The organism is Bacillus benzoevorans, assembly GCF_014207535.1.
Classification (GTDB): domain Bacteria; phylum Bacillota; class Bacilli; order Bacillales; family Cytobacillaceae; genus Bacillus_BD; species Bacillus_BD benzoevorans.
This window is the reverse complement of sequence record NZ_JACHGK010000004.1, coordinates 41,359-60,409: the sequence shown is the minus strand read 5'-3', so window position 1 is coordinate 60,409 and position 19,051 is coordinate 41,359. Positions and strand designations below refer to the sequence as shown.

The window sequence follows — 19,051 nt, the reverse complement described above, 5'->3', positions numbered from 1 at the left end:
AAGGAGGCGGGATACATGTTTTCAGTGCAAATCGAAAAACCCTTTTCAGCTGAACATGAAAGTTTAATCATTGGCCTGTTTGAGAAACCGGCTAAATTCGAAGGGCAGCTTTTAGAACTGGATCAAGCATTTGCAGGCGGGTTAACTGAACTTGTGAAAGATGGGGATATTTCAGCCAGGAAAAAAAAGCTAAGCAAAATACATACAATGGGCAAAATGGCTGTGAAGCGTCTTTATTTCGTTGGGTTAGGGAAAGAAGCAGCACTTTCCTTTGAAGCATTACGGGGAATTTTCGGTGCTGTTGTGAAAAAAATAAAAGAGGAGAAGCACGAGGAAGCAGCGGTCTATTTAGATTCCTTTATTACTGAAAAAGTGGGAGCCCTCGACGCGGCACATGCATTAGGAGAAGCACTTGCACTTGCAGCGTATCGATTTGAGGGATACAAGCAAAAATCCAATGAGCCGGAAAAAAACATCAACCATATTACCGTTTATACGGAAGCAGCAGATGAAGAAGAGGCAATGGCGGCATTAACGGTCGGTTATGTTTATGGAAATGCCACAAACTCGGCAAGAACATTAGTGAATCTTCCAGGGAATTTATTAACAGCCGCTGATCTCGCAGAATATGCAAAAGAATTAGGTGCCAAGTACGATTTTGAAGTGGAAATTTTAGAAAAGGAAGACATGTTAAAGCTTGGTATGGGGGCTCTTTTAGCTGTTAATCAAGGGTCAAGCGAACCGCCAAAAATGATCGTGTTGAAATATCAGGCTAAGGAAGAATGGAAAGACGTCATTGGATTAGTGGGGAAAGGAATTACCTTTGATACAGGCGGTTATTCATTAAAGACAAAAACCGGTATTGTCGGGATGAAAACCGATATGGGCGGTGCGGCAGCGGTTCTGGGGGCGATGGAAATCATCGGGGAACTGAAACCGGAACAAAATGTCGTTGCCGTGATTCCTGCAACCGATAATATGATTGGCGGTCATGCCTTAAAGCCTGATGATGTCATTACATCGCTGAGCGGAAAGACCATTGAAGTGTTAAATACGGATGCAGAAGGACGTCTAGTCCTTGCCGATGCAATGACCTATGCAAAACATCATGGGGCCAATTATCTTGTTGATGCGGCTACACTAACTGGAGGGGTCATCACAGCGCTCGGAACAGAAACGACAGGTGCCCTGACCAATAACGAAGCGTGGTTTGAACAGGTACTTGAGGCATCATTTGAGGCGGGTGAACCTATTTGGCGGCTGCCATTGTTTGAACGTGACAAAGAACGGGTACGAAACAGCAAAATCGCTGATTTAAATAACTCACCGGGAAGTGAAGGTCATGCGATTATGGGCGGTGCGTTTATCGGAGAGTTTGCCGAAGATACGCCGTGGGTGCATTTAGATATTGCGGGTACTGCGGTGAGGAAGAACGCCAATGATCTCGGTCCGGCAGGGGCGACAGGAGTAATGGTTCGTACTCTGGCGCTTCTCGTTGAGAGGTTTGAAACGGAGGAATAAATCAATGGGGCGCCCGTGAATGGGCGTCCTCTATTATTTTACTTTCATTTTGATTAGCTCTAAAAGCTCCAAAGCGGTATCAGCTTCAATGATTTCACCATTTAATATAGCGTAAGGCTTGTCTGCGCAAAGTTCACAATGGCTTAGACATTTATATTCCTTCATATTTATTTGTTCCTCTTGAAAAAAAATCTCATATTGGCTGAATGAAGGTCCGTCTAAAAAGCGATCCAAGTTGTTCCGGCAAAATTGCAACTTTACTTTTTTCCTGCGGCCAAGCTTCTGCAGTAACTTAATTGTCATCCACCTCTGGTTCATAAAATACTATACGAAGAATATTTTACCACTCAAAAGATATAGAAGCATCTGAAAGTTTTCCCAGTTTTCCTCCTTTGCCCAAGCGTGATGGGTGTTTATTGCATATGAAATAATATGAAAGATAAGAAGGAGGTTTACCCCATTGAACGCATACCGAAACCCGTACTATAATAATCAAAGATTTTTCTTTGGTGTTCCGTTTGCTGGCGCATTGTTGGGAGGGCTCGTAGGGGGAGCCGTTGGCGCTGGCGGCGCCGCGCTACTCTTGTCGCGTCCGCGTCCATATCCGTTTATGCCATACGCTCCATACGGTGCCTTTCCACCATACGGAGCCTTCCCGCCATACGGCGCCGGTTTTGGATACGGAGTCCCATATTATTAATGGATAAGTCAAAAAGCTCTCGGACTCGAGAGCTTTTTTGCTTTGTTTGATAGGACCAGCTTGATCCAAAAAAGATTTTAAGCATTAAGGACAAAGCATTTTGCAGGGCGCAGTGTTTCACTTGTGCTCAGGAGGTATGGTATAATAATAGAAAACAAGAATGGAAGGGTATGTTATTGGGGTTTCAAAAACGGAATACATTTTAATAACATGCCTGCCGCGCCATTTGATAAAGGAAGGTGGAAGGTTGGTAGACGAACAGCAATATTTATTTGTTGATTTTGAATTTACAATGCCGGAAAAAGGTAAAAAAATGAAGGGGTTTTATCCTGAAATTATTGAAGCTGGAATTGTCGCGGTTGTAAATGATCAGATTTATGAAAAATATTCATCTTATGTAGTACCTGTTCGTTTTCCTGTCCTGACGGAACGCTGTAAATCATTTCTTCGAATCAGCCAAGAGCAAGTAAATCAAGGAATCACCTTTCATGAACTGATTCAGAAGTTTTCCTCATTAACAAACGGGTGTAAAAATACAGTCGTTACTTGGGGGAATATGGATATGAAAGTACTGCGCCATAACTGCCATCAGGCTGATCTTAGCTTACCCTTTAACGCCAGAGAGGTAGATTTGTCTATGGAGTATAAGCGTTTCTTCGGTGACAAGAATCAAACCGGACTTTGGAAAGCTGTGCAGGAGTATGGCAGAGACGGTGTTGGGAAACATCACCGGGCCTTAGATGATGCGTTAACAACCTATAACATTTTCAAATTAGTAGAAAAGGATAAGCAGTATCTGCATAACCCGGATAAAACAACGATTGGAGATCGGGTTGATTTTTCCCAGCTATTTAATGAGTTTGCCTAAAAGCCAAATCTTTATGCGTGATTTGGCTTTTTCGTTTTGCTATAAATTCTCTTTATTTCAAGGGAGAAGGGCCCATACTTGGCGAAAATTCAGAATAATAGAAAGAAAATAAAAACATTGTTATAATGTTTAAAATGGTACTAAGTACAGAGAAGGGAAGAAATATCCATGTTTCTGCCATATGTTTTGTCATTCTTTTTATATTTTCCTGAAAATAAGATGGAGTATATTCCAGCGCTCCTTAAGCTTATGATCATGGTGCTCATTGCCGTGCTGGTTATGAAAGTAGTGGTTAACTGGTCAAAACGGGAGGAAAAAAAAGCGAAGGAATTAGAAGAACGTTTAAAGTTAAATGCCCGCGAAAAGGACAGCTGATAGTGCTGTTCTTTTTATTTTTAGTTAATTTCGGCAATAATAAATATTAGAAACAGAAATAAGTTATTTGGAAATAGTAATATGTGTTTCTGTGGAGAAACTATATCTTAAATGAATTATCCTTTATAAGGTGTTTTATTGAATTTGTTTCACAAAATATGTAAATATAATACATTTACATCTTTATAAAAATACTATACTATTATAGTATAGAAAGCGTTCGTGGAAACGGATGGTACAAAAAGCTGTAATGACTGCTAAAAAGGCATAGAAGATGTCTTTTTTTATTGCCTTTATTTTGTTTCCCGTACTGATGCACATCGTTAATATATACAAAAATCTAACTATTAAGGGGGGAATTTGATGAAAAGAATTAGTTTAGCCTGGCAGATATTTATCGGACTTATTCTCGGAATCATTGTGGGGGCCGTTTTTTATGGCAATCCGCATATTGCAGCCTATTTACAACCGATCGGTGATATCTTTCTCCGTTTAATCAAAATGATCGTTGTCCCAATTGTCATATCCTGTATTATTATTGCCGTGGCAGGAGTAGGAGATACAAAAAAGCTTGGGAAAATCGGCGGAAAAACCCTGCTTTATTTTGAAATCATTACAACGATAGCCATTGTTATCGGACTTCTGTCCGCTAACATTTTTCAGCCTGGTGAAGGCGTCAATATGGACACACTGCAAAAAACGGATATCCATAGCTATGTAGATACGGCAGAAAAAACAGAATCACATTCGATGGCTGAAACTTTTGTTAACATCGTTCCAACTAATCCGATTAAGGCTGTTGCTGAAGGGGATATGCTGGCCATTATTTTCTTCTCGGTTGTATTTGGTCTCGGATTGGCAGCAATTGGTGACAAAGGGAAACCGGTTCTGCGTTTTTTCCAGGGCACAGCTGATGCCATGTTTTATGTCACGAACCAAATTATGAAATTTGCCCCATTTGGTGTTTTTGCCCTAATCGGAGTAACGGTTTCGAAATTTGGTATTGCATCACTTATGCCGCTTGGCAAGCTTGTCATTCTTGTTTATGCAACGATGGCCTTTTTTATCATCGTTGTTCTCGGACTTGTTGCAAAGTTGGCCGGGTTTAATATTTTTAGATTAATTGGTATTTTAAAGGATGAACTAATCCTTGCTTATTCTACTTCAAGCTCAGAAACCGTTTTACCCAAGATTATGGAAAAAATGGAACGTGCCGGCTGTCCGAAGCATATCACTTCATTCGTTATTCCTACAGGTTACTCCTTTAATTTAGATGGATCTACTCTCTATCAGGCACTCGCCGCGATCTTTATTGCGCAAATGTACGGGATCGACATGAGTATCGGGGCTCAAGTTTCGCTGATGTTGGTACTGATGGTTACATCAAAGGGGATTGCCGGTGTGCCTGGTGTGTCCTTTGTCGTCCTGCTGGCTACTTTAGGAACAGTCGGCATTCCAATCGAAGGGCTGGCATTTATTGCTGGTATTGACCGAATTCTTGATATGGCTCGTACTGTTGTCAATGTTATTGGGAATTCCCTTGCTACCATTGTCATTTCAAAATGGGAAGGTGAATTTACGGGTAACCAAATCCTTCATTCCGCGGCGAAAACAGAAATAGCAGAAGATAAAATCAGTTAATTGTTAAATATTCCTAAATAGGATTGTCCCTCAGGTGTCAGTCGACCACAATTTATCTAGATCCGTGCAGATATATGTAAAGTGATACTAGCTCCTTTGTTGTGATGTCTGACACCTTTACTTTTGGGGCGATCCTTTTTCTTTGCATGGAAAAAGTCAGAGTTTGAAAAAATATAGAGGAACTTTATTTTGAAAATCATAAAAAAGTCCGTACCATACACGTGAATTTTGCTATAATATATATATTTTAAAACATATGGAGGTCTTTCCATGAATTTAACAGAAAAAGAATTGGAGATTGTTGAAATTCTAGAAAAAGATGCCCGCATCGCGATTGAAGATGTAGCAAAAATGATTGGGCTGTCTGTCGAAGAAACTGAACAATCCATTAAAAAACTGGAAGATAATAAGGTGATTGTGAGATATATTACGGTCATTGACTGGGAGAAGGTTGAAGGGCATTCCGGAGTAACCGCGATGATCGATGTAAAAGTAACACCAAAACGCGGTGTTGGCTTTGAAGATGTTGCGGAGCGGATTTACCGTTTTAAAGAAGTGGATTCTGTTTACCTCATGTCAGGTACTTACGATATATCTGTTATTATTGAAGGAAAATCAATGAATGAGGTAGCACACTTTGTACATCAAAAGCTTTCAACACTCGATTCTGTTATTTCAACGACCACGCACTTTATTTTGAAAAAATATAAACACGACGGAATTATCTTTGGAACAGAAAATAAAGACAAAAGAATTGTGGTGTCTCCTTGATGAAAACAACCAAGAGTAGTTATATTTCAAAAACTGTTCAAGAATTAAAACCATCAGGTATCCGCCGTTTTTTTGATTTAGCAGCCGGGATGGAGGGCGTTGTCTCTCTCGGTGTAGGAGAACCTGATTTTGTTACGCCATGGGCTGTTAGAGAGGCTGCCATCAACTCATTGGAACAAGGTTATACCTCTTATACCGCTAATGCAGGTCTCTTGGAGCTGCGTGAAGAAATTGCTAAATATATGAAAACACAATTCGATGTAGAGTATTCTCCTAAGTCGGAAATCATCGTAACGGTCGGTGCAAGCGAAGCGATTGATATTGCTATGCGGGCAATTCTTGACCCGGGAGATGAAGTCATTGTGGTAGAACCGTGTTTTGTCTCGTATGCTCCAATGGTAACTCTTGCTGGAGGAGTTGCTGTAACGGTTCAGGCAACAAAAGAAAATGATTTCAAGATTTTGCCGAGTCAAATTGAAGAAGCCATTACTGATAAGACGAAAGCTATTTTAATTTGTTCGCCAAATAACCCGACAGGCACGATGCTGAATAAAAGTGAACTGGAAAAGTTGTCGGCATTAGCAGAAAAACATGATTTACTTATTATTGCTGATGAAATTTATGCTGAGCTTGTTTATGATGAAGAATACACAAGTATGGCGGCAATAAATGGGATGCGGGAAAGAACGCTATTGGTAAATGGTTTTTCAAAGGGCTTCGCTATGACAGGCTGGCGTCTTGGTTTTGTCTGTGCACCGGAAGAAATCACAAGTGCGATGTTAAAGATACATCAATATGCCATGATGTGCGCCTCCACTATGGCCCAATATGCAGCGTTGGAAGCACTCAAAACTTGCCGTTCCGATGTGGATGAAATGGTCAAAAGCTATCGCCGCCGGCGGAATTTTATCGTGCAGTCCTTTAATGAAATCGGATTAACCTGTCATGTTCCTGGAGGTGCGTTTTATGCCTTCCCTTCGGTGGCGTCAACTGGTTTAAGCTCACAGGAGTTCGCGGAAGCTTTATTGAAACAAGAAGGAGTAGCTGTTGTACCGGGAGATGTATTCGGTGAAAGCGGCGAAGGTCATATCCGTTGTTCCTATGCCTCTTCATTGGAGCAGCTTCAGGAGGCCATTAAACGAATGAAAAAATTTATTGATTCACTATAGGAGAAATGAAAAGGGACATCCTTTTTGGATGTCCTCTTCAAAAAAGGGGGATACTAGAAAGTCCTTTACTTGAAGTCTTTCCGGTATCATCCTATTTTATACGCGATAGGGAAGGAATATTTTCCTCAACCGTCATAAAGAGGAAGGTCCAATTGAGTGTTCTCCTAGAGGAATGCTTATTTTTTTTGATAATTATCATCAAATATGGTATAATTATTTATTGCGTATAACGAGAGACAAAATAATGATAAATTAGGAGTGTTTTCATGTCAGAAAAGTTTGAAATAGGAAGTGTACTAACAGGTAAAGTTACCGGAATACAGTCATATGGAGCATTTGTAGCGTTGGATGAAAAGCATCAGGGATTGGTTCATATTTCTGAAATTACTCATGGTTTTGTCAAGGATATTCATGAACATTTGAAAGTTGGCGACGAAGTAAAAGTTAAAATACTTTCAATTGATGAAGGGGCGGGTAAAATTGGTTTGTCTATCCGTGCTACGGAAGAGGAACCTGTACAGGAAGCGGATGTAAAAGCCAAAAGACCGCGTAAGCGCCAGGCTGCTGCAGCCATTACAACAGATATCGAACTATCACAGGGCTTTAATACATTAAAGGATAAGCTCCAAGAATGGATTGACCAATCAGAGCGCGATGATTTAATAAAGAAATAATGATCGAAAGAAGTATAGGGCATCGATAGGCTCTATACTTCTTTTTTTTTTATCCATAATGTTAAAAATTTAAACAGAAATTCAAGGTTTTTAATTATCTTGCAGGATTAGTTTCCGGTTCTCTTGAATATTGCTCTTTCGGTTTGAAAAGAAGTCCAATATTGATTAGACCAGCAATCCCGACTAGACAATAAATGATCCTCGAGATGAGAGAGTCAGTCCCAAAGAGGGAGGCCACAAGATTGAATTGGAAAAAGCCTATCAGTCCCCAATTAATCGCCCCGATAACAGTAAATAATAGTGCAATGCGTTGTATGGTACTCATCTACGAAATGCCTCCTAAAAAGAATTTGATGCAATGATTAGTCTATCTTGATTCAAAAGCAAATATTCATCACAAAAGAGATGGAGGGAAATACCAAAATATATCCCGGTGAATGTTATATTTTGCATTCCTTTCCTTGTTGAAGGATAATAAAAAAGTAGTTTGAATGGGCTGGAAAAGAAGTGGAAGATTAAATAAAGGAGGTTTCGAGATGGATAACTTTACATATAATAATCCTGTTAAATTAATTTTTGGAAAAGGTCAGGTAGAACAATTAAAGAATGAAGTTCCTTATTACGGCAAAAAAGTTCTTCTTGTTTATGGCGGGGGCAGCATTAAACGAAACGGCTTATATGATCAAGTGATGAACCTATTACATGCCGCAGGCACTGAAGTTTTTGAGCTTTCAGGTGTAGAACCGAATCCGCGTATTTCAACGGTGAGAAAAGGGGTTGAAATATGTAAAAATGAAGGGATTGAATTTCTATTGGCAGTTGGCGGAGGCAGTGTCATTGACTGTACGAAGGTCATTGCTGCAGGGGCAAAATATGACGGCGATGCCTGGGATATCGTAACGAAAAAGGTCATTGTCTCTGAAGCGCTGCCGCTTGGGACCGTGCTGACACTTGCGGCCACCGGATCCGAAATGAATCGGAGCTCTGTTATAACCAATTGGGAAACGAATGAGAAATATGGGTGGGGAAATCCTGTTGTTTATCCGCGTTTCTCTATTCTTGATCCAGTGAACACCTTCACCGTTCCACGCGATCAAACCGTTAATGGGATCGTGGATATAATGGTACATACTTTAGAAAATTACTTCCATGTGCAGCGGGAAACCTATCTGCAGGACCGCATGTTGGAATCGCTTCTTCTAACCGTGATTGAAACGGCGCCGAAGCTGCTGGAGAACCTGGAAAGCTATGAAAATCGTGCCACCATTTTATATTGCGGCACAATGGCCTTAAATGGCATGCTCTCAATGGGGTATAACGGGGATTGGGCCACGCATAATATGGAGCATGCTGTTTCAGCCGTATATGATATTCCGCATGGCGGAGGACTTGCGATTCTTTTCCCAAACTGGATGAAGCATTCATTATCAGCAAATCCAGAACGTTTCAAACAGTTGGCCGTACGTGTATTTGCTGTAAATCCTGAAGGGAAAACGGCGGAAGAGGCTGGACTTGAAGGAATTGAAAAACTGCGTGCATTTTGGAGACTCATCGGGGCACCCTCACGGTTAGCTGATTATGGTATTGATCACAGCAAACTCGAGTTAATGGCTGACCGCGCCATGGCTAGAGGAGAGTTTGGTAATTTTAGGAAATTAGATCGGAACGATGTCCTTGACATTTACCGGGCATCACTGTAATTTATTTTGTAATACGCGAAATGACGATATAATATCTGGAGGATCGTGCATGACACATGTTCGTTTAGATTATTCAAAGGCTCTGGCTTTTTTTGCGGAGCATGAAATGACTTATTTACAGGATGCAGTAAAGTTAGCACACCATTCTTTACATGAAAAAACCGGTGCCGGCAGTGATTATTTAGGCTGGATTGAACTGCCTGAGAACTATGATAAAGAAGAATTTTTACGTATCCAAACAACTGCTGAGAAAATTAAGCGTGATTCAGATATCCTTTTAGTTATTGGAATCGGCGGTTCTTATTTAGGCGCAAGGGCAGCTATTGAGGCGCTGCAGCATAGTTTTTATAATATCATTCAAAAAGAGAAACGCGCAGCGCCGCAGATTATTTTTGTCGGTAATAATATTAGTTCTACATATATGATGGACGTGATCGATTTACTGGAAGGAAAAGACTTCTCCATTAATGTTATTTCCAAATCAGGTACAACAACAGAACCGGCTATTGCTTTCCGGATTTTCCGCAAGCTGCTCGAGGAAAAATACGGTAAAGAAGAAGCGGGTAAACGAATTTATGCGACAACGGATAAAGCGAAAGGTGCTTTAAAAACGGTTGCTGATGAAGAAGGTTATGAAACATTTGTTATTCCTGATGATGTTGGCGGCCGCTATTCAATATTAACAGCGGTGGGATTGCTGCCAATAGCTGTCAGTGGGGCGGATATTGCTGCGATAATGAAGGGGGCTCAAGCTGCGCAAACAGATTTTAGTTCATCTGAGCTTAACGAAAATATGGCCTACCAATATGCTGCAGTAAGAAATATTTTATATAACAAAGGGAAAACCATTGAAATGTTGATCAATTATGAGCCTGCACTGCAATATTTTTCTGAATGGTGGAAGCAGCTGTTTGGGGAAAGTGAAGGAAAGGATCAAAAAGGCATCTACCCTTCATCGGCCAACTTCTCAACGGATCTTCATTCAATGGGGCAGTATGTGCAGGAAGGGCGCCGAGATCTATTTGAAACCATCATTAAGGTAGAAACTCCGCGCAGGGAGTTAAAGATTGAACAAGCAGAAAATGATTTAGACGGGTTGAATTATCTCGCTGGCCGAACAATAGACTTTGTGAATAACAAAGCATTCGAGGGAGCGATGCTTGCCCACACAGACGGGGGCGTACCGAATTTGGCTGTTTTGATTCCGAAACTGGATGAGTATACATTCGGCTATCTCGTCTATTTCTTTGAAAAAGCCTGTGCGATGAGTGGATATTTGCTCGGGGTGAATCCATTTGATCAGCCTGGTGTTGAAGCATACAAAGTGAATATGTTTGCTTTGCTTGGTAAACCAGGCTATGAGGAGAAAAAAGCAGAATTAGAAAAACGGTTGCAATAAACATAGACGAAGAGGATGACCAAATTTTTCGGTCATCCTTTTTTTCACGTTATAAAAGCTAAGAAGAACGGATGAGGATCAATTGATCATTTTTTTCAATAGAAAACGGTTGGGGCGGATTCAGGATCGTTGCTTCTCCTCTTTTGATGCCAAGGAGCACCACACCGTTTTTTAAGTGTTCAATTCCAATCGTTGTATAATCCTTGTCAATATCCTCTAGAGGGGCATCCTGATACATTAGTTTCCGCTCAGACATTTGATAGAGCAGATCTAAGAATGACGTGACCATATCCTGGGTTGAAATGCTTTGAAGCATGATAAAGCTTGTGACGATATTTGTTTCAATAATTTCATCGGCACCGGCCCGTTTGGCATTTTCTATCTGATCATGAGTTAATATTTCAACAATACAGGGCACAAACGTATTTAATCCCTTTACTGCCAGCAATGTAATAATGGAATGCATATCAGCCTGCAATTCTCCTTTATCCTGGTCAGCCGTGATGATCACCTTGCTTGCTTTCATGATCCCGGCTTTTATTAAAACTTCATCCTGGTTTGACCTGCCTTTAATAAAATGGACATTTTTACTGGAAAGCGGGTTTTTTTCAAGTGATTCATCAACTAGGGCGATGGAAATAAGTGTGTTTTGCCGGCAAAGTGTATGGATAATTCCCTTAGACCGTTCATTCCAGCCAATAATGATCATATGGCCGCTGCCTTTAAAAACGGATTTCCCTTCAAGGATATCATTCTGCTTTGTGACGGTTGTCGCGGCAAGGGAGACAAAAAAGGAGGATAGAAATCCGGCCCCCGTTAAAATCAGAATAATGCCGGCAAATCTCCCGGGTATTGTTTCAGGGACCAAATCACCGTAACCGACTGTCGAAGCTGTAATGACCGCCCACCAGATTCCATCAAATATCGTAGGAAAAGCAGCGGGTTCCAGCTGATGCATAATCATGCCGAAGCCGAATATGGAAATAAATACGATAATGAAGGTTCTAAGGATGAGCGGCAGACGGATGAAGTGGGACAGAAAAGTGTGTGGCAATATTCTTCACCTCGAAAAAAGAATAAGTAAAGCGTTTGGGCATCTCTTAGTATAAACAAAAATAATCTTTCGTAGTTTTTTATTTGGATAGAATATTTTGTTTTTTTGCAATAATATCTTGACCGTTGGCTAAATACCTAGTTATAGTTATATACGAGTATGACTAAAGTCACAATGGTGTGTAAATAAAGTAAAGCATCTTTACCAAAAGGAGATTCTATGAAAAAGGTTATTCAATTTTCATTAAAGAATAAGTTTGCGATCTGGATATTAACGATTATTCTAACAGCAACAGGCATCTATTCTGGAATGACGATGAAATTGGAAACGATTCCGAGTATTACAGCTCCCCTCGTTTCTGTGACAACCGTGTATCCCGGTGCAACACCCGAAGAAGTAATGGAGCATGTAACGATTCCCATTGAGCAGCAGGTGCAGAATCTTGATGGAGTCAGTACGGTCATATCCACATCGTTTCAGAATGCTTCGTCCGTCCAAATTGAATATGATTATAGCAAGGACATGGAGAAAGCGCAAAATGAAGTAAAAGAGGCGCTTGCAGGTTTAATCTTTCCTGAAACGGTCAAAGACCCTGAGATTTCCCGATTAAACTTAAACGAATACCCTGTTATGTCCTTGAGCGCTTCAGACGATAAGAAATCTTTAGCGGAATTAACAACCCTGGTGGATGAAATGATTGTGCCGCAAATGAAAGGGCTGGACGGTGTAGCCTCTGTCCAGGTTTCCGGGAATGAGGTGCAAGAGGTTAAGTTAACCTTTATTAAGGAAAAATTAATCCAATACGGGTTGAACGAAGAAACCGTCAGAAATGTGATTAAAGGCTCTAATGTCACGCTGCCGCTTGGATTACATACTTTTGCTGATGAAGAGAAATCAGTCGTAGTGGATGGCAATATCACGACCATCGATGATTTAAAAACGTTGAAAATACCTGTTGTATCACAAGGAGCGGGACAAATGCAGGGCGCACAGCGGGCGCCTGCGGATGGAGCGGTGCAGTTGCCGCATGGAATTCCGACAGTTGAACTGCAGGAAATTGCATCGATTGAAATGGCAAGTAAAGCTGAATCCATTTCGAGAACAAATGGAAAATGGTCCATTGGCGTACAGATTGTCAAAGCAGCTGATGCAAATACAGTTGATGTCGTGAATAGCGTTAAGGAAAAGGCAGAGAAATTAGAAAAAGCTTATGCAGGGCTGAATATGACAACGGTAATGGACCAAGGCAAACCCATTGAGGATTCTGTTCAGACGATGCTCAGTAAAGCAATTTTTGGTGCTCTCTTTGCCATGCTCATTATATTGATTTTCTTAAGAAATTTCAAAACAACGATTATTTCGGTTATTTCCATTCCATTGTCTTTATTAATTGCTATTACGATATTACATCAAATGGGGATTACCTTAAACATTATGACCCTTGGTGCCATGACTGTTGCCATCGGCCGTGTCATTGATGATTCGATTGTTGTCATAGAGAATATTTTTCGCAGAATGTCTAAAGAAGATGAAGACCTGAAAGGAAAAGGTTTAATTGTGGAAGCGGCAAAGGAGATGTTTATTCCGATTTCTTCCTCAACAATTGTGACGATTGCAGTATTTCTGCCGCTTGGTTTCGTTAAAGGACCGATTGGGGAATTATTCCTTCCATTTGCTTTGACGGTTGTATTCTCTCTGCTGGCTTCTCTTGTTATTTCGATAACGGTTGTTCCGATGATGGCTCATTCTTTTTTCAAAAATGGTCTTCACCAAGAACGTGAAATGATGGAACTTGGTCATAAAGAGAGAAGGGGGAGCCGCGGTAAAGGATTTCATTTCATTGTGATAGACGGAATTAAACATCATAGAATTTTGCTTTCTGCAGCAGCAGTGCTGTTATTAATAGGGAGTGCATTTGTTCCGACAGAGCTGACAGCTGTCTTATCCGTGATTGTCTCCATATTGCTTGTGTTGGTCATCGTTTCGATAGCGGTTCCGTCTGTTTCCCATAAGGAAAGTGAACGGGAGAGCAATACGAAACAGGACGTGCCGCCTGTTAAGGAATCGATTCCTGATATAGAACATGTACATCATGAACAAAGACCAGGCTTTCTTGCAGAAGGATACCAGAAGGTTCTGAAATGGTCTTTAAATCATAAAGTCATCACAACGAGTCTTGCCGTATTGCTGTTGGCCGGCAGCCTATTTCTTATTCCCATGATCGGTGTAAGCTTTATAGCGTCTGAAAAGGACAAAATGGTCTATGCTGTCTACAGTCCTGAGCCTGGACAGACCCGCGAAGAGGTGGTGAAAATCGCTGATCAGGCAGAGAAAATCTTCCAATCCCGCGCTGGTGTGAAAACAATCCAGTTTTCATTAGGAAGTGAAAATCCGATGAACCCGGGACAGTCGAACAATGCCATTTTCTATGTAGAATATGAGCAGGATACAGAAAACTTTGCCGAAGAATCTGAAGCGGTAATGAAAGAATTGCAAAAAAAAGCTCCGAGAGGTGAATGGTCCTCTATGAATATGGCTTCAACAGGCTCCGGCAGTACACTGTCAATGCTCATTTTTGGTGACAGCATTGCCGATATACAGCCTGTTGTGCAAAGACTGGAACAAATTTTCAAAGACAATAAAGATTTAACAAATGTTGCGACTACATTATCGAAAACATATGAGGAATATACGCTTGTAGCAGATCAGGATAAATTAAGCCGGTTGGGCTTAACAGCTGCACAGATTGGCATGGAGCTTTCACAGCAAGAAAACAGGGCAGTGCTGACAACTGTTGAACATAAAGGAAATAAGCTTAATGTTTATCTTGAGAAGGAGGAAGGCTATAGCAATGTGGAGGATTTAACAGCAAAAACGATCCCGTCCCCACTGGGTATAGCGGTCCCCATTAAAGAAGTAACAGAAGTAATTGAAGGGACTACATCCAACACCCTTACCAGACGAGACAACCGAATCTATGCTAGTGTCAGCGGCGAGATTAAAACAAAAGATGTTGCTGCTGTGTCAGCGGCTGTTCAGAAAAATGCCGACATGCTGAAGCTTCCTCAACATGTAGAGGTATCCATGGGCGGTGTAACCGAACAAATGACAGATTCGTTTATGCAGTTGGGGCTGGCGATTTGTGCGGCAATTGCGATTGTCTATTTCGTGCTTGTCGTTACCTTTGGCGGAGGTTTAGCTCCTTTTGCTATTCTTTTTTCCCTGCCATTTGCCGTAATCGGCGGGCTTGTTGGATTATTAGCTTCCCATGAAACGATTAGTGTATCAGCCATGATTGGCTTCCTGATGTTAATCGGAATCGTTGTGACAAATGCGATTGTATTGATCGATCGTGTCATCCTTAAGGAGAACGAGGGACTTTCAACAAGAGATGCCCTGCTTGAAGCAGCAGGTACGCGGCTTCGTCCAATCTTAATGACGGCCATCGCCACGATAGGGGCTCTGCTCCCGTTGGCATTTGGCATGGAAGGAAGCGGGTTAATTTCGAAGGGACTGGGTGTAACGGTGATCGGCGGGCTAATAAGTTCAACCTTATTAACTTTGTTAATTGTTCCAATTGTTTATGAAACTTTGATGAAAGCCTTTAGGAAAAATAAACATCATGAGGCTTGAAGTCGCAAACATAGAAAGAGGATGACCAACTAATCATCCTCTTTTGCTTTCTTGATTATCAAGTTGTATCCATTTCTTAGACCATAATTCGATTTCCTGCAGTGCATTCTTTAATGCCAGCCCTTTTTCTGTTAATGTATACTCCACACGAACCGGTACTTCCGGATAAACCTCTCTTGTTACGATTCCTTCATTCTCTAATTCTTTTAGTCTTTCTGAAAGAAGTCGTCCGCTGATCGGCATGGAAGCGTTTAGGTTGCAAAAACGCTGCGGTCCGGATAATAATTGATTAATGATTAAAGCATTCCAGCGCTTGCTGAATAATTCAACAGCTTTATGAAATTTAGGACAAAGTGTACTTTCGACCATCTTTTACCACCTTTATTACAAAATGATTATTTACTATTATAATAGTGATTAAATTACTTGACGTCAACTATTTACGATTATATACTAACTTACATATAGTAAGTAACTTATACGTGGTGTTAAAGTAAAGATCCTGAAAGGATGAACAGAATGATTTCAGATAAAGTAAAAAATATATTACTAGATAAAATGACGATATTAACTGATATTCAGGATAAAGATATTTGTCTCGTTGGTCCTGTTAAACTGCCGGTTCAATTAGAAGACAAGATAGTTACATTTCAATGGTATAATTGGCTTCCTCTTGAGGGACTGCCTTCTGATAAAGAAAAGCTGCTTGAATCTCTTGCGACAGCCCGTTTAGCTGATGGTCAGCAGTCCTCTGTATTAGTATATGGTGATTTTGAACATTCAGAAGAAGCACTTATCCGGATGCACAGTATTTGTCATACCGGTGATATTTTCGGCAGCAAACGTTGTGACTGCGGTTTTCAGCTTCGTCAGTCAATGAAAATGATTGTCGAACATGGCAGCGGGGCTCTTGTTTATTTAGCTAATCATGAAGGCAGAGGGATCGGATTATTCTCGAAATCATTAGCCTATATCCTGCAGCAGGAAGGATATGATACAGTAGAGGCAAATCATGCTCTTGGTTTTCCGGACGATACTCGTTCGTATGTGGAAGCTATCACGGTACTGAAAGGTCTTAGACAAAAGCCGGTCACGCTTATTACCAATAATCCAAAGAAAATCAACGCTTTAAAAAGCTTTGGTATGTTAATTGCTGACCATATTCCTTTATGGGGCGATATCTCCGACTATAATCGCTTTTATTTAGCAACAAAAGTTGAAAAATCAGGGCATATTCAAAACAATGATGAAATTTTGCTGGCTAAGGAGAATGTATCTTGAAAAATGATGAATATTATATGAACCTCGCCTTGGAATTAGCCCAGACCGCGAGAGGAAAGACCAATCCAAACCCGCTTGTAGGAGCGATTATTGTCAATAAGGGAATGATCGTGGGTTCCGGCCTGCATCGTAAAGCAGGAGAACCACATGCAGAAGTGCATGCTTTCCGTATGGCAGGTGATCATGCGATAGGAGCTACCCTTTATGTCACGCTTGAACCTTGTTCCCATTACGGAAAAACACCTCCTTGTGCTGAACTTGTGAAAAATTCAGGAGTATCCCGTGTTGTTATTGCGATGAAGGATCCCAATCCTCTTGTTGCCGGAAAGGGGATTAAACTGATAGAAGAAGCAGGAATTGAAGTGACGGTTGGTGTGCTGGAAACCCAGGCTGCTAAATTAAATGAACGATTTATTCATAATATGGTGTATAAAAGACCATTTGTCATTGCGAAAACAGCGATGACACTGGATGGAAAACTCGCCGCTTATAATGGTCATTCCAAATGGGTAACGGGGGAAGAATCCAGACAAACCGTGCATTATTTGCGAAATGAAGTGGACGCCATCTTAGTCGGGATCGGAACAGTGCTCTCGGATAATCCGATGCTGACCACCCGGATTGAAGAAGGCGGTAAAAACCCCGTCCGTATTGTATTGGATTCGAATTTAAGAACACCGCTTGATGCTCATATAACAGATTGTCATGATGCGCAAACTTTGATTTTTGCCAAAGAAGGCGCCGATCAGACGAAGGCTGAAGCTCTAAAAGCGAAAGGAGTTCAGGTGCATTATGCCCCCGAGACAGCGAATGGATTGGACTTGGGTTTTATTTTGCAGGTATTATTTGAACAAGGACTGACGGATGTGCTTGTTGAAGGCGGCAGTGAAGTGAACGGGGCCTTTTTGCGTGCCGGTCTAATTCATAAATATTTAATTTACGTGGCACCGAAAATCTTAGGCGGGCGCCATTCACTTACGCCTTTTACTGGGGCTGATGTTGAAAGCATGGATGAGGCAGTGCAGTTAGAATTTGATTCTGTTGCACACATCGGAAACGATTTATTAATTACAGCTTACCCAAAGACAAAAAGGTAAAGCAATTGATGATAATGGGTGATTAAAAAGTGAAGGAATACGACTTTAAAGCTGATGTTTGTATTGTTGGTGCAGGTCCTGCAGGGGCCCTTTTAGCTTATATTTTAGCAGGACATAATATTTCTACGATATTGGTTGAACGGCATGAGAATATCAATAAGGAATTCAGGGGAGAACACCTGAATGAAACAGGGGAAGCGATTTTAAGAAAATACGGGCTTTTTGAGGAACTGGAGAAAATCGGCTTGCTGCGAATGGAGCGGGTTGAATATTGGAATGAAGGGGGAGTTTTTAAACGGATCTTTCCTGACAGCCAATCCGGTCATGTTGGTATTCATGTACCGCAAAAGCATCTGCTCGGGCTTCTGCTCGAAAAAAGCCAGCCCCTTCCAGCCTTTACTTTGTTATTGAATACAAAGGTTTCGGGATTAATAGAGGAAAACGGTCAATGTGCCGGTGTTACAGCGATCAAGGATGGAAAAGAGGTCACCATCAAAAGCCCTTTAGTGGTCGGTGCTGACGGGCGCTTTTCCACTGTTCGCAAACTCGCACAGATTCCGTTTGAGAAAATAAAACACGGCTATGATTTACTTTGGGCACGAATCCCGGCGCCAAAAGGCTGGGATCCGACTGTCCGTCTTGCCCTTGTTAATCATGAGCAGCTGGCACTTTTTACCCAGCAGGGCGGGTTTGTCCAAATTGGCTGGAATATTGCGGAAGGTTCTTATTCTGAATTAAGACAGCAGTCCTTCCAGCCGTTCCTTGACCAATTAATTGCGGCGTTTCCTGAATTGGAGGAAAGTGCCCGTTCTCATATCCGATCATGGGAGGATTTTGTCTTACTGCAGGTGCAAAGCAGCCGCTGTGATACATGGGTGAAAAAGGGACTGGTCATTATTGGTGATGCGGCACATACCATGAGTCCGACAGGCGCTATTGGTATTAACAGTGCGATGAAGGACGCCGATACCCTGTTTCAATTAATGAATGAAATGGATTCGATTGAAGATTTAAGTCTCATCGATTTGCAGCGCTTTGAGCAGATGCGGAGACAGGAAGTAGAAGAGCAGCAAAAATTCCAGCTGGAGAAAGAGGCATCTTTTGGCAAACAGTTTATCCCGGTGTAGTCAGTAGACTACCGGGATTTTTTTATTTTTGGTAAAAAACA

At 41.3% G+C, this 19,051-nt stretch carries 18 protein-coding genes; 14 read left to right on the top strand and 4 right to left on the bottom strand.

Going from position 1 to position 19,051, the window contains the following annotated elements; all coding sequences use genetic code 11:
* Nucleotides 1-15: 15 nt before the first annotated feature.
* Nucleotides 16-1,521: a leucyl aminopeptidase gene (locus HNR53_RS07860; RefSeq protein WP_184524629.1), complete on the top strand. Its 1,506-nt coding sequence runs from the start codon at nt 16-18 to the stop codon at nt 1,519-1,521.
* A 33-nt stretch (nt 1,522-1,554) separates the two neighbouring features.
* Here HNR53_RS07860 and HNR53_RS07855 read toward each other — a convergent pair whose 3' ends face one another.
* Nucleotides 1,555-1,824, bottom strand: coding sequence for a DUF1450 domain-containing protein (locus HNR53_RS07855; protein WP_184524627.1), 270 nt, complete (start codon nt 1,822-1,824; stop codon nt 1,555-1,557).
* Nucleotides 1,825-1,981: 157 nt separating this feature from the next.
* On the opposite strand from HNR53_RS07855, the gene HNR53_RS07850 reads away from it, so the two are divergent.
* The 7 genes from HNR53_RS07850 (at nt 1,982) to yugI (ending at nt 7,719) form a co-directional block, all read left to right on the top strand.
* Nucleotides 1,982-2,221 (top strand): hypothetical protein, encoded by a 240-nt coding sequence (locus HNR53_RS07850; protein WP_221452258.1) that lies wholly within the window; start codon nt 1,982-1,984, stop codon nt 2,219-2,221.
* A gap of 247 nt (nt 2,222-2,468) precedes the next feature.
* The gene (gene kapD / locus HNR53_RS07845; RefSeq protein ID WP_246439417.1) at nt 2,469-3,089 is read left to right on the top strand and encodes a 3'-5' exonuclease KapD; all 621 of its coding nucleotides are present in this window, start codon (nt 2,469-2,471) and stop codon (nt 3,087-3,089) included.
* Nucleotides 3,090-3,257: 168 nt separating this feature from the next.
* Nucleotides 3,258-3,464, top strand: coding sequence for a hypothetical protein (locus HNR53_RS07840; RefSeq protein WP_184524624.1), 207 nt, complete (start codon nt 3,258-3,260; stop codon nt 3,462-3,464).
* A 363-nt stretch (nt 3,465-3,827) separates the two neighbouring features.
* On the top strand, nt 3,828-5,105 hold the full coding sequence (locus HNR53_RS07835) for a cation:dicarboxylate symporter family transporter (protein ID WP_184524622.1): 1,278 nt from the start codon (nt 3,828-3,830) through the stop codon (nt 5,103-5,105).
* 270 nt (nt 5,106-5,375) lie between these two features.
* Nucleotides 5,376-5,876, top strand: a complete 501-nt coding sequence (locus HNR53_RS07830) for an Lrp/AsnC family transcriptional regulator (RefSeq protein WP_184524620.1) — start codon at nt 5,376-5,378, stop codon at nt 5,874-5,876.
* The gene (locus HNR53_RS07825) at nt 5,876-7,045 is read left to right on the top strand and encodes an aminotransferase (protein WP_184524617.1); all 1,170 of its coding nucleotides are present in this window, start codon (nt 5,876-5,878) and stop codon (nt 7,043-7,045) included. The genes HNR53_RS07830 and HNR53_RS07825 overlap by 1 nt, the downstream gene beginning before the upstream one ends.
* 266 nt (nt 7,046-7,311) lie before the next feature.
* A complete protein-coding gene (gene yugI, locus HNR53_RS07820) occupies nt 7,312-7,719 on the top strand; it encodes a S1 domain-containing post-transcriptional regulator GSP13 (protein ID WP_184524609.1) in 408 nt (135 codons plus the stop codon).
* Nucleotides 7,720-7,813: 94 nt separating this feature from the next.
* On the opposite strand, the gene HNR53_RS07815 is transcribed toward yugI, so the two are convergent.
* On the bottom strand, nt 7,814-8,044 hold the full coding sequence (locus HNR53_RS07815; protein ID WP_184524607.1) for a DUF378 domain-containing protein: 231 nt from the start codon (nt 8,042-8,044) through the stop codon (nt 7,814-7,816).
* Between the two features lie 211 nt (nt 8,045-8,255).
* On the opposite strand from HNR53_RS07815, the gene HNR53_RS07810 reads away from it, so the two are divergent.
* Complete coding sequence (locus HNR53_RS07810) at nt 8,256-9,419, top strand: iron-containing alcohol dehydrogenase (RefSeq protein WP_184524605.1); 1,164 nt, start codon at nt 8,256-8,258, stop codon at nt 9,417-9,419.
* A 49-nt stretch (nt 9,420-9,468) separates the two neighbouring features.
* A complete protein-coding gene (locus HNR53_RS07805; RefSeq protein ID WP_184524603.1) occupies nt 9,469-10,818 on the top strand; it encodes a glucose-6-phosphate isomerase in 1,350 nt (449 codons plus the stop codon).
* 58 nt (nt 10,819-10,876) lie between these two features.
* On the opposite strand, the gene HNR53_RS07800 is transcribed toward HNR53_RS07805, so the two are convergent.
* Complete coding sequence (locus HNR53_RS07800; RefSeq protein WP_184524601.1) at nt 10,877-11,872, bottom strand: potassium channel family protein; 996 nt, start codon at nt 11,870-11,872, stop codon at nt 10,877-10,879.
* 219 nt (nt 11,873-12,091) lie between these two features.
* On the opposite strand from HNR53_RS07800, the gene HNR53_RS07795 reads away from it, so the two are divergent.
* Entirely contained in the window at nt 12,092-15,505 is a 3,414-nt protein-coding gene (locus tag HNR53_RS07795) for an efflux RND transporter permease subunit (RefSeq protein ID WP_184524599.1), read from the top strand.
* Between the two features lie 33 nt (nt 15,506-15,538).
* Here the strand turns inward: HNR53_RS07795 and HNR53_RS07790 are convergent, their stop codons facing one another.
* Complete coding sequence (locus HNR53_RS07790) at nt 15,539-15,874, bottom strand: winged helix-turn-helix transcriptional regulator (protein WP_184524597.1); 336 nt, start codon at nt 15,872-15,874, stop codon at nt 15,539-15,541.
* A 150-nt stretch (nt 15,875-16,024) separates the two neighbouring features.
* On the opposite strand from HNR53_RS07790, the gene HNR53_RS07785 reads away from it, so the two are divergent.
* Genes HNR53_RS07785 through HNR53_RS07775 form a run of 3 tightly spaced genes read left to right on the top strand, consistent with a single transcriptional unit; the run spans nt 16,025 to nt 19,010 of the window.
* The gene (locus tag HNR53_RS07785) at nt 16,025-16,786 is read left to right on the top strand and encodes a GTP cyclohydrolase II (protein ID WP_184524595.1); all 762 of its coding nucleotides are present in this window, start codon (nt 16,025-16,027) and stop codon (nt 16,784-16,786) included.
* Nucleotides 16,783-17,883 (top strand): bifunctional diaminohydroxyphosphoribosylaminopyrimidine deaminase/5-amino-6-(5-phosphoribosylamino)uracil reductase RibD, encoded by a 1,101-nt coding sequence (ribD, locus tag HNR53_RS07780; protein WP_184524593.1) that lies wholly within the window; start codon nt 16,783-16,785, stop codon nt 17,881-17,883. Before HNR53_RS07785 ends, ribD begins: the two co-directional genes overlap by 4 nt.
* Nucleotides 17,884-17,912: 29 nt before the next feature.
* Complete coding sequence (locus HNR53_RS07775) at nt 17,913-19,010, top strand: FAD-dependent monooxygenase (protein ID WP_184524592.1); 1,098 nt, start codon at nt 17,913-17,915, stop codon at nt 19,008-19,010.
* Nucleotides 19,011-19,051 lie beyond the last annotated feature (41 nt).

Coding starts and splice junctions, on each gene's coding strand:
- HNR53_RS07860 (WP_184524629.1), top strand. CDS start 16: ATGTTTTCAGTGCAAATCGAAAAACCCTTTTCAGCTGAACATGAAAGT.
- HNR53_RS07855 (WP_184524627.1), bottom strand. CDS start 1,824: ATGACAATTAAGTTACTGCAGAAGCTTGGCCGCAGGAAAAAAGTAAAG.
- HNR53_RS07840 (WP_184524624.1), top strand. CDS start 3,258: ATGTTTCTGCCATATGTTTTGTCATTCTTTTTATATTTTCCTGAAAAT.
- HNR53_RS07835 (WP_184524622.1), top strand. CDS start 3,828: ATGAAAAGAATTAGTTTAGCCTGGCAGATATTTATCGGACTTATTCTC.
- HNR53_RS07830 (WP_184524620.1), top strand. CDS start 5,376: ATGAATTTAACAGAAAAAGAATTGGAGATTGTTGAAATTCTAGAAAAA.
- HNR53_RS07825 (WP_184524617.1), top strand. CDS start 5,876: ATGAAAACAACCAAGAGTAGTTATATTTCAAAAACTGTTCAAGAATTA.
- yugI (WP_184524609.1), top strand. CDS start 7,312: ATGTCAGAAAAGTTTGAAATAGGAAGTGTACTAACAGGTAAAGTTACC.
- HNR53_RS07815 (WP_184524607.1), bottom strand. CDS start 8,044: ATGAGTACCATACAACGCATTGCACTATTATTTACTGTTATCGGGGCG.
- HNR53_RS07810 (WP_184524605.1), top strand. CDS start 8,256: ATGGATAACTTTACATATAATAATCCTGTTAAATTAATTTTTGGAAAA.
- HNR53_RS07805 (WP_184524603.1), top strand. CDS start 9,469: ATGACACATGTTCGTTTAGATTATTCAAAGGCTCTGGCTTTTTTTGCG.
- HNR53_RS07795 (WP_184524599.1), top strand. CDS start 12,092: ATGAAAAAGGTTATTCAATTTTCATTAAAGAATAAGTTTGCGATCTGG.
- HNR53_RS07790 (WP_184524597.1), bottom strand. CDS start 15,874: ATGGTCGAAAGTACACTTTGTCCTAAATTTCATAAAGCTGTTGAATTA.
- HNR53_RS07785 (WP_184524595.1), top strand. CDS start 16,025: ATGATTTCAGATAAAGTAAAAAATATATTACTAGATAAAATGACGATA.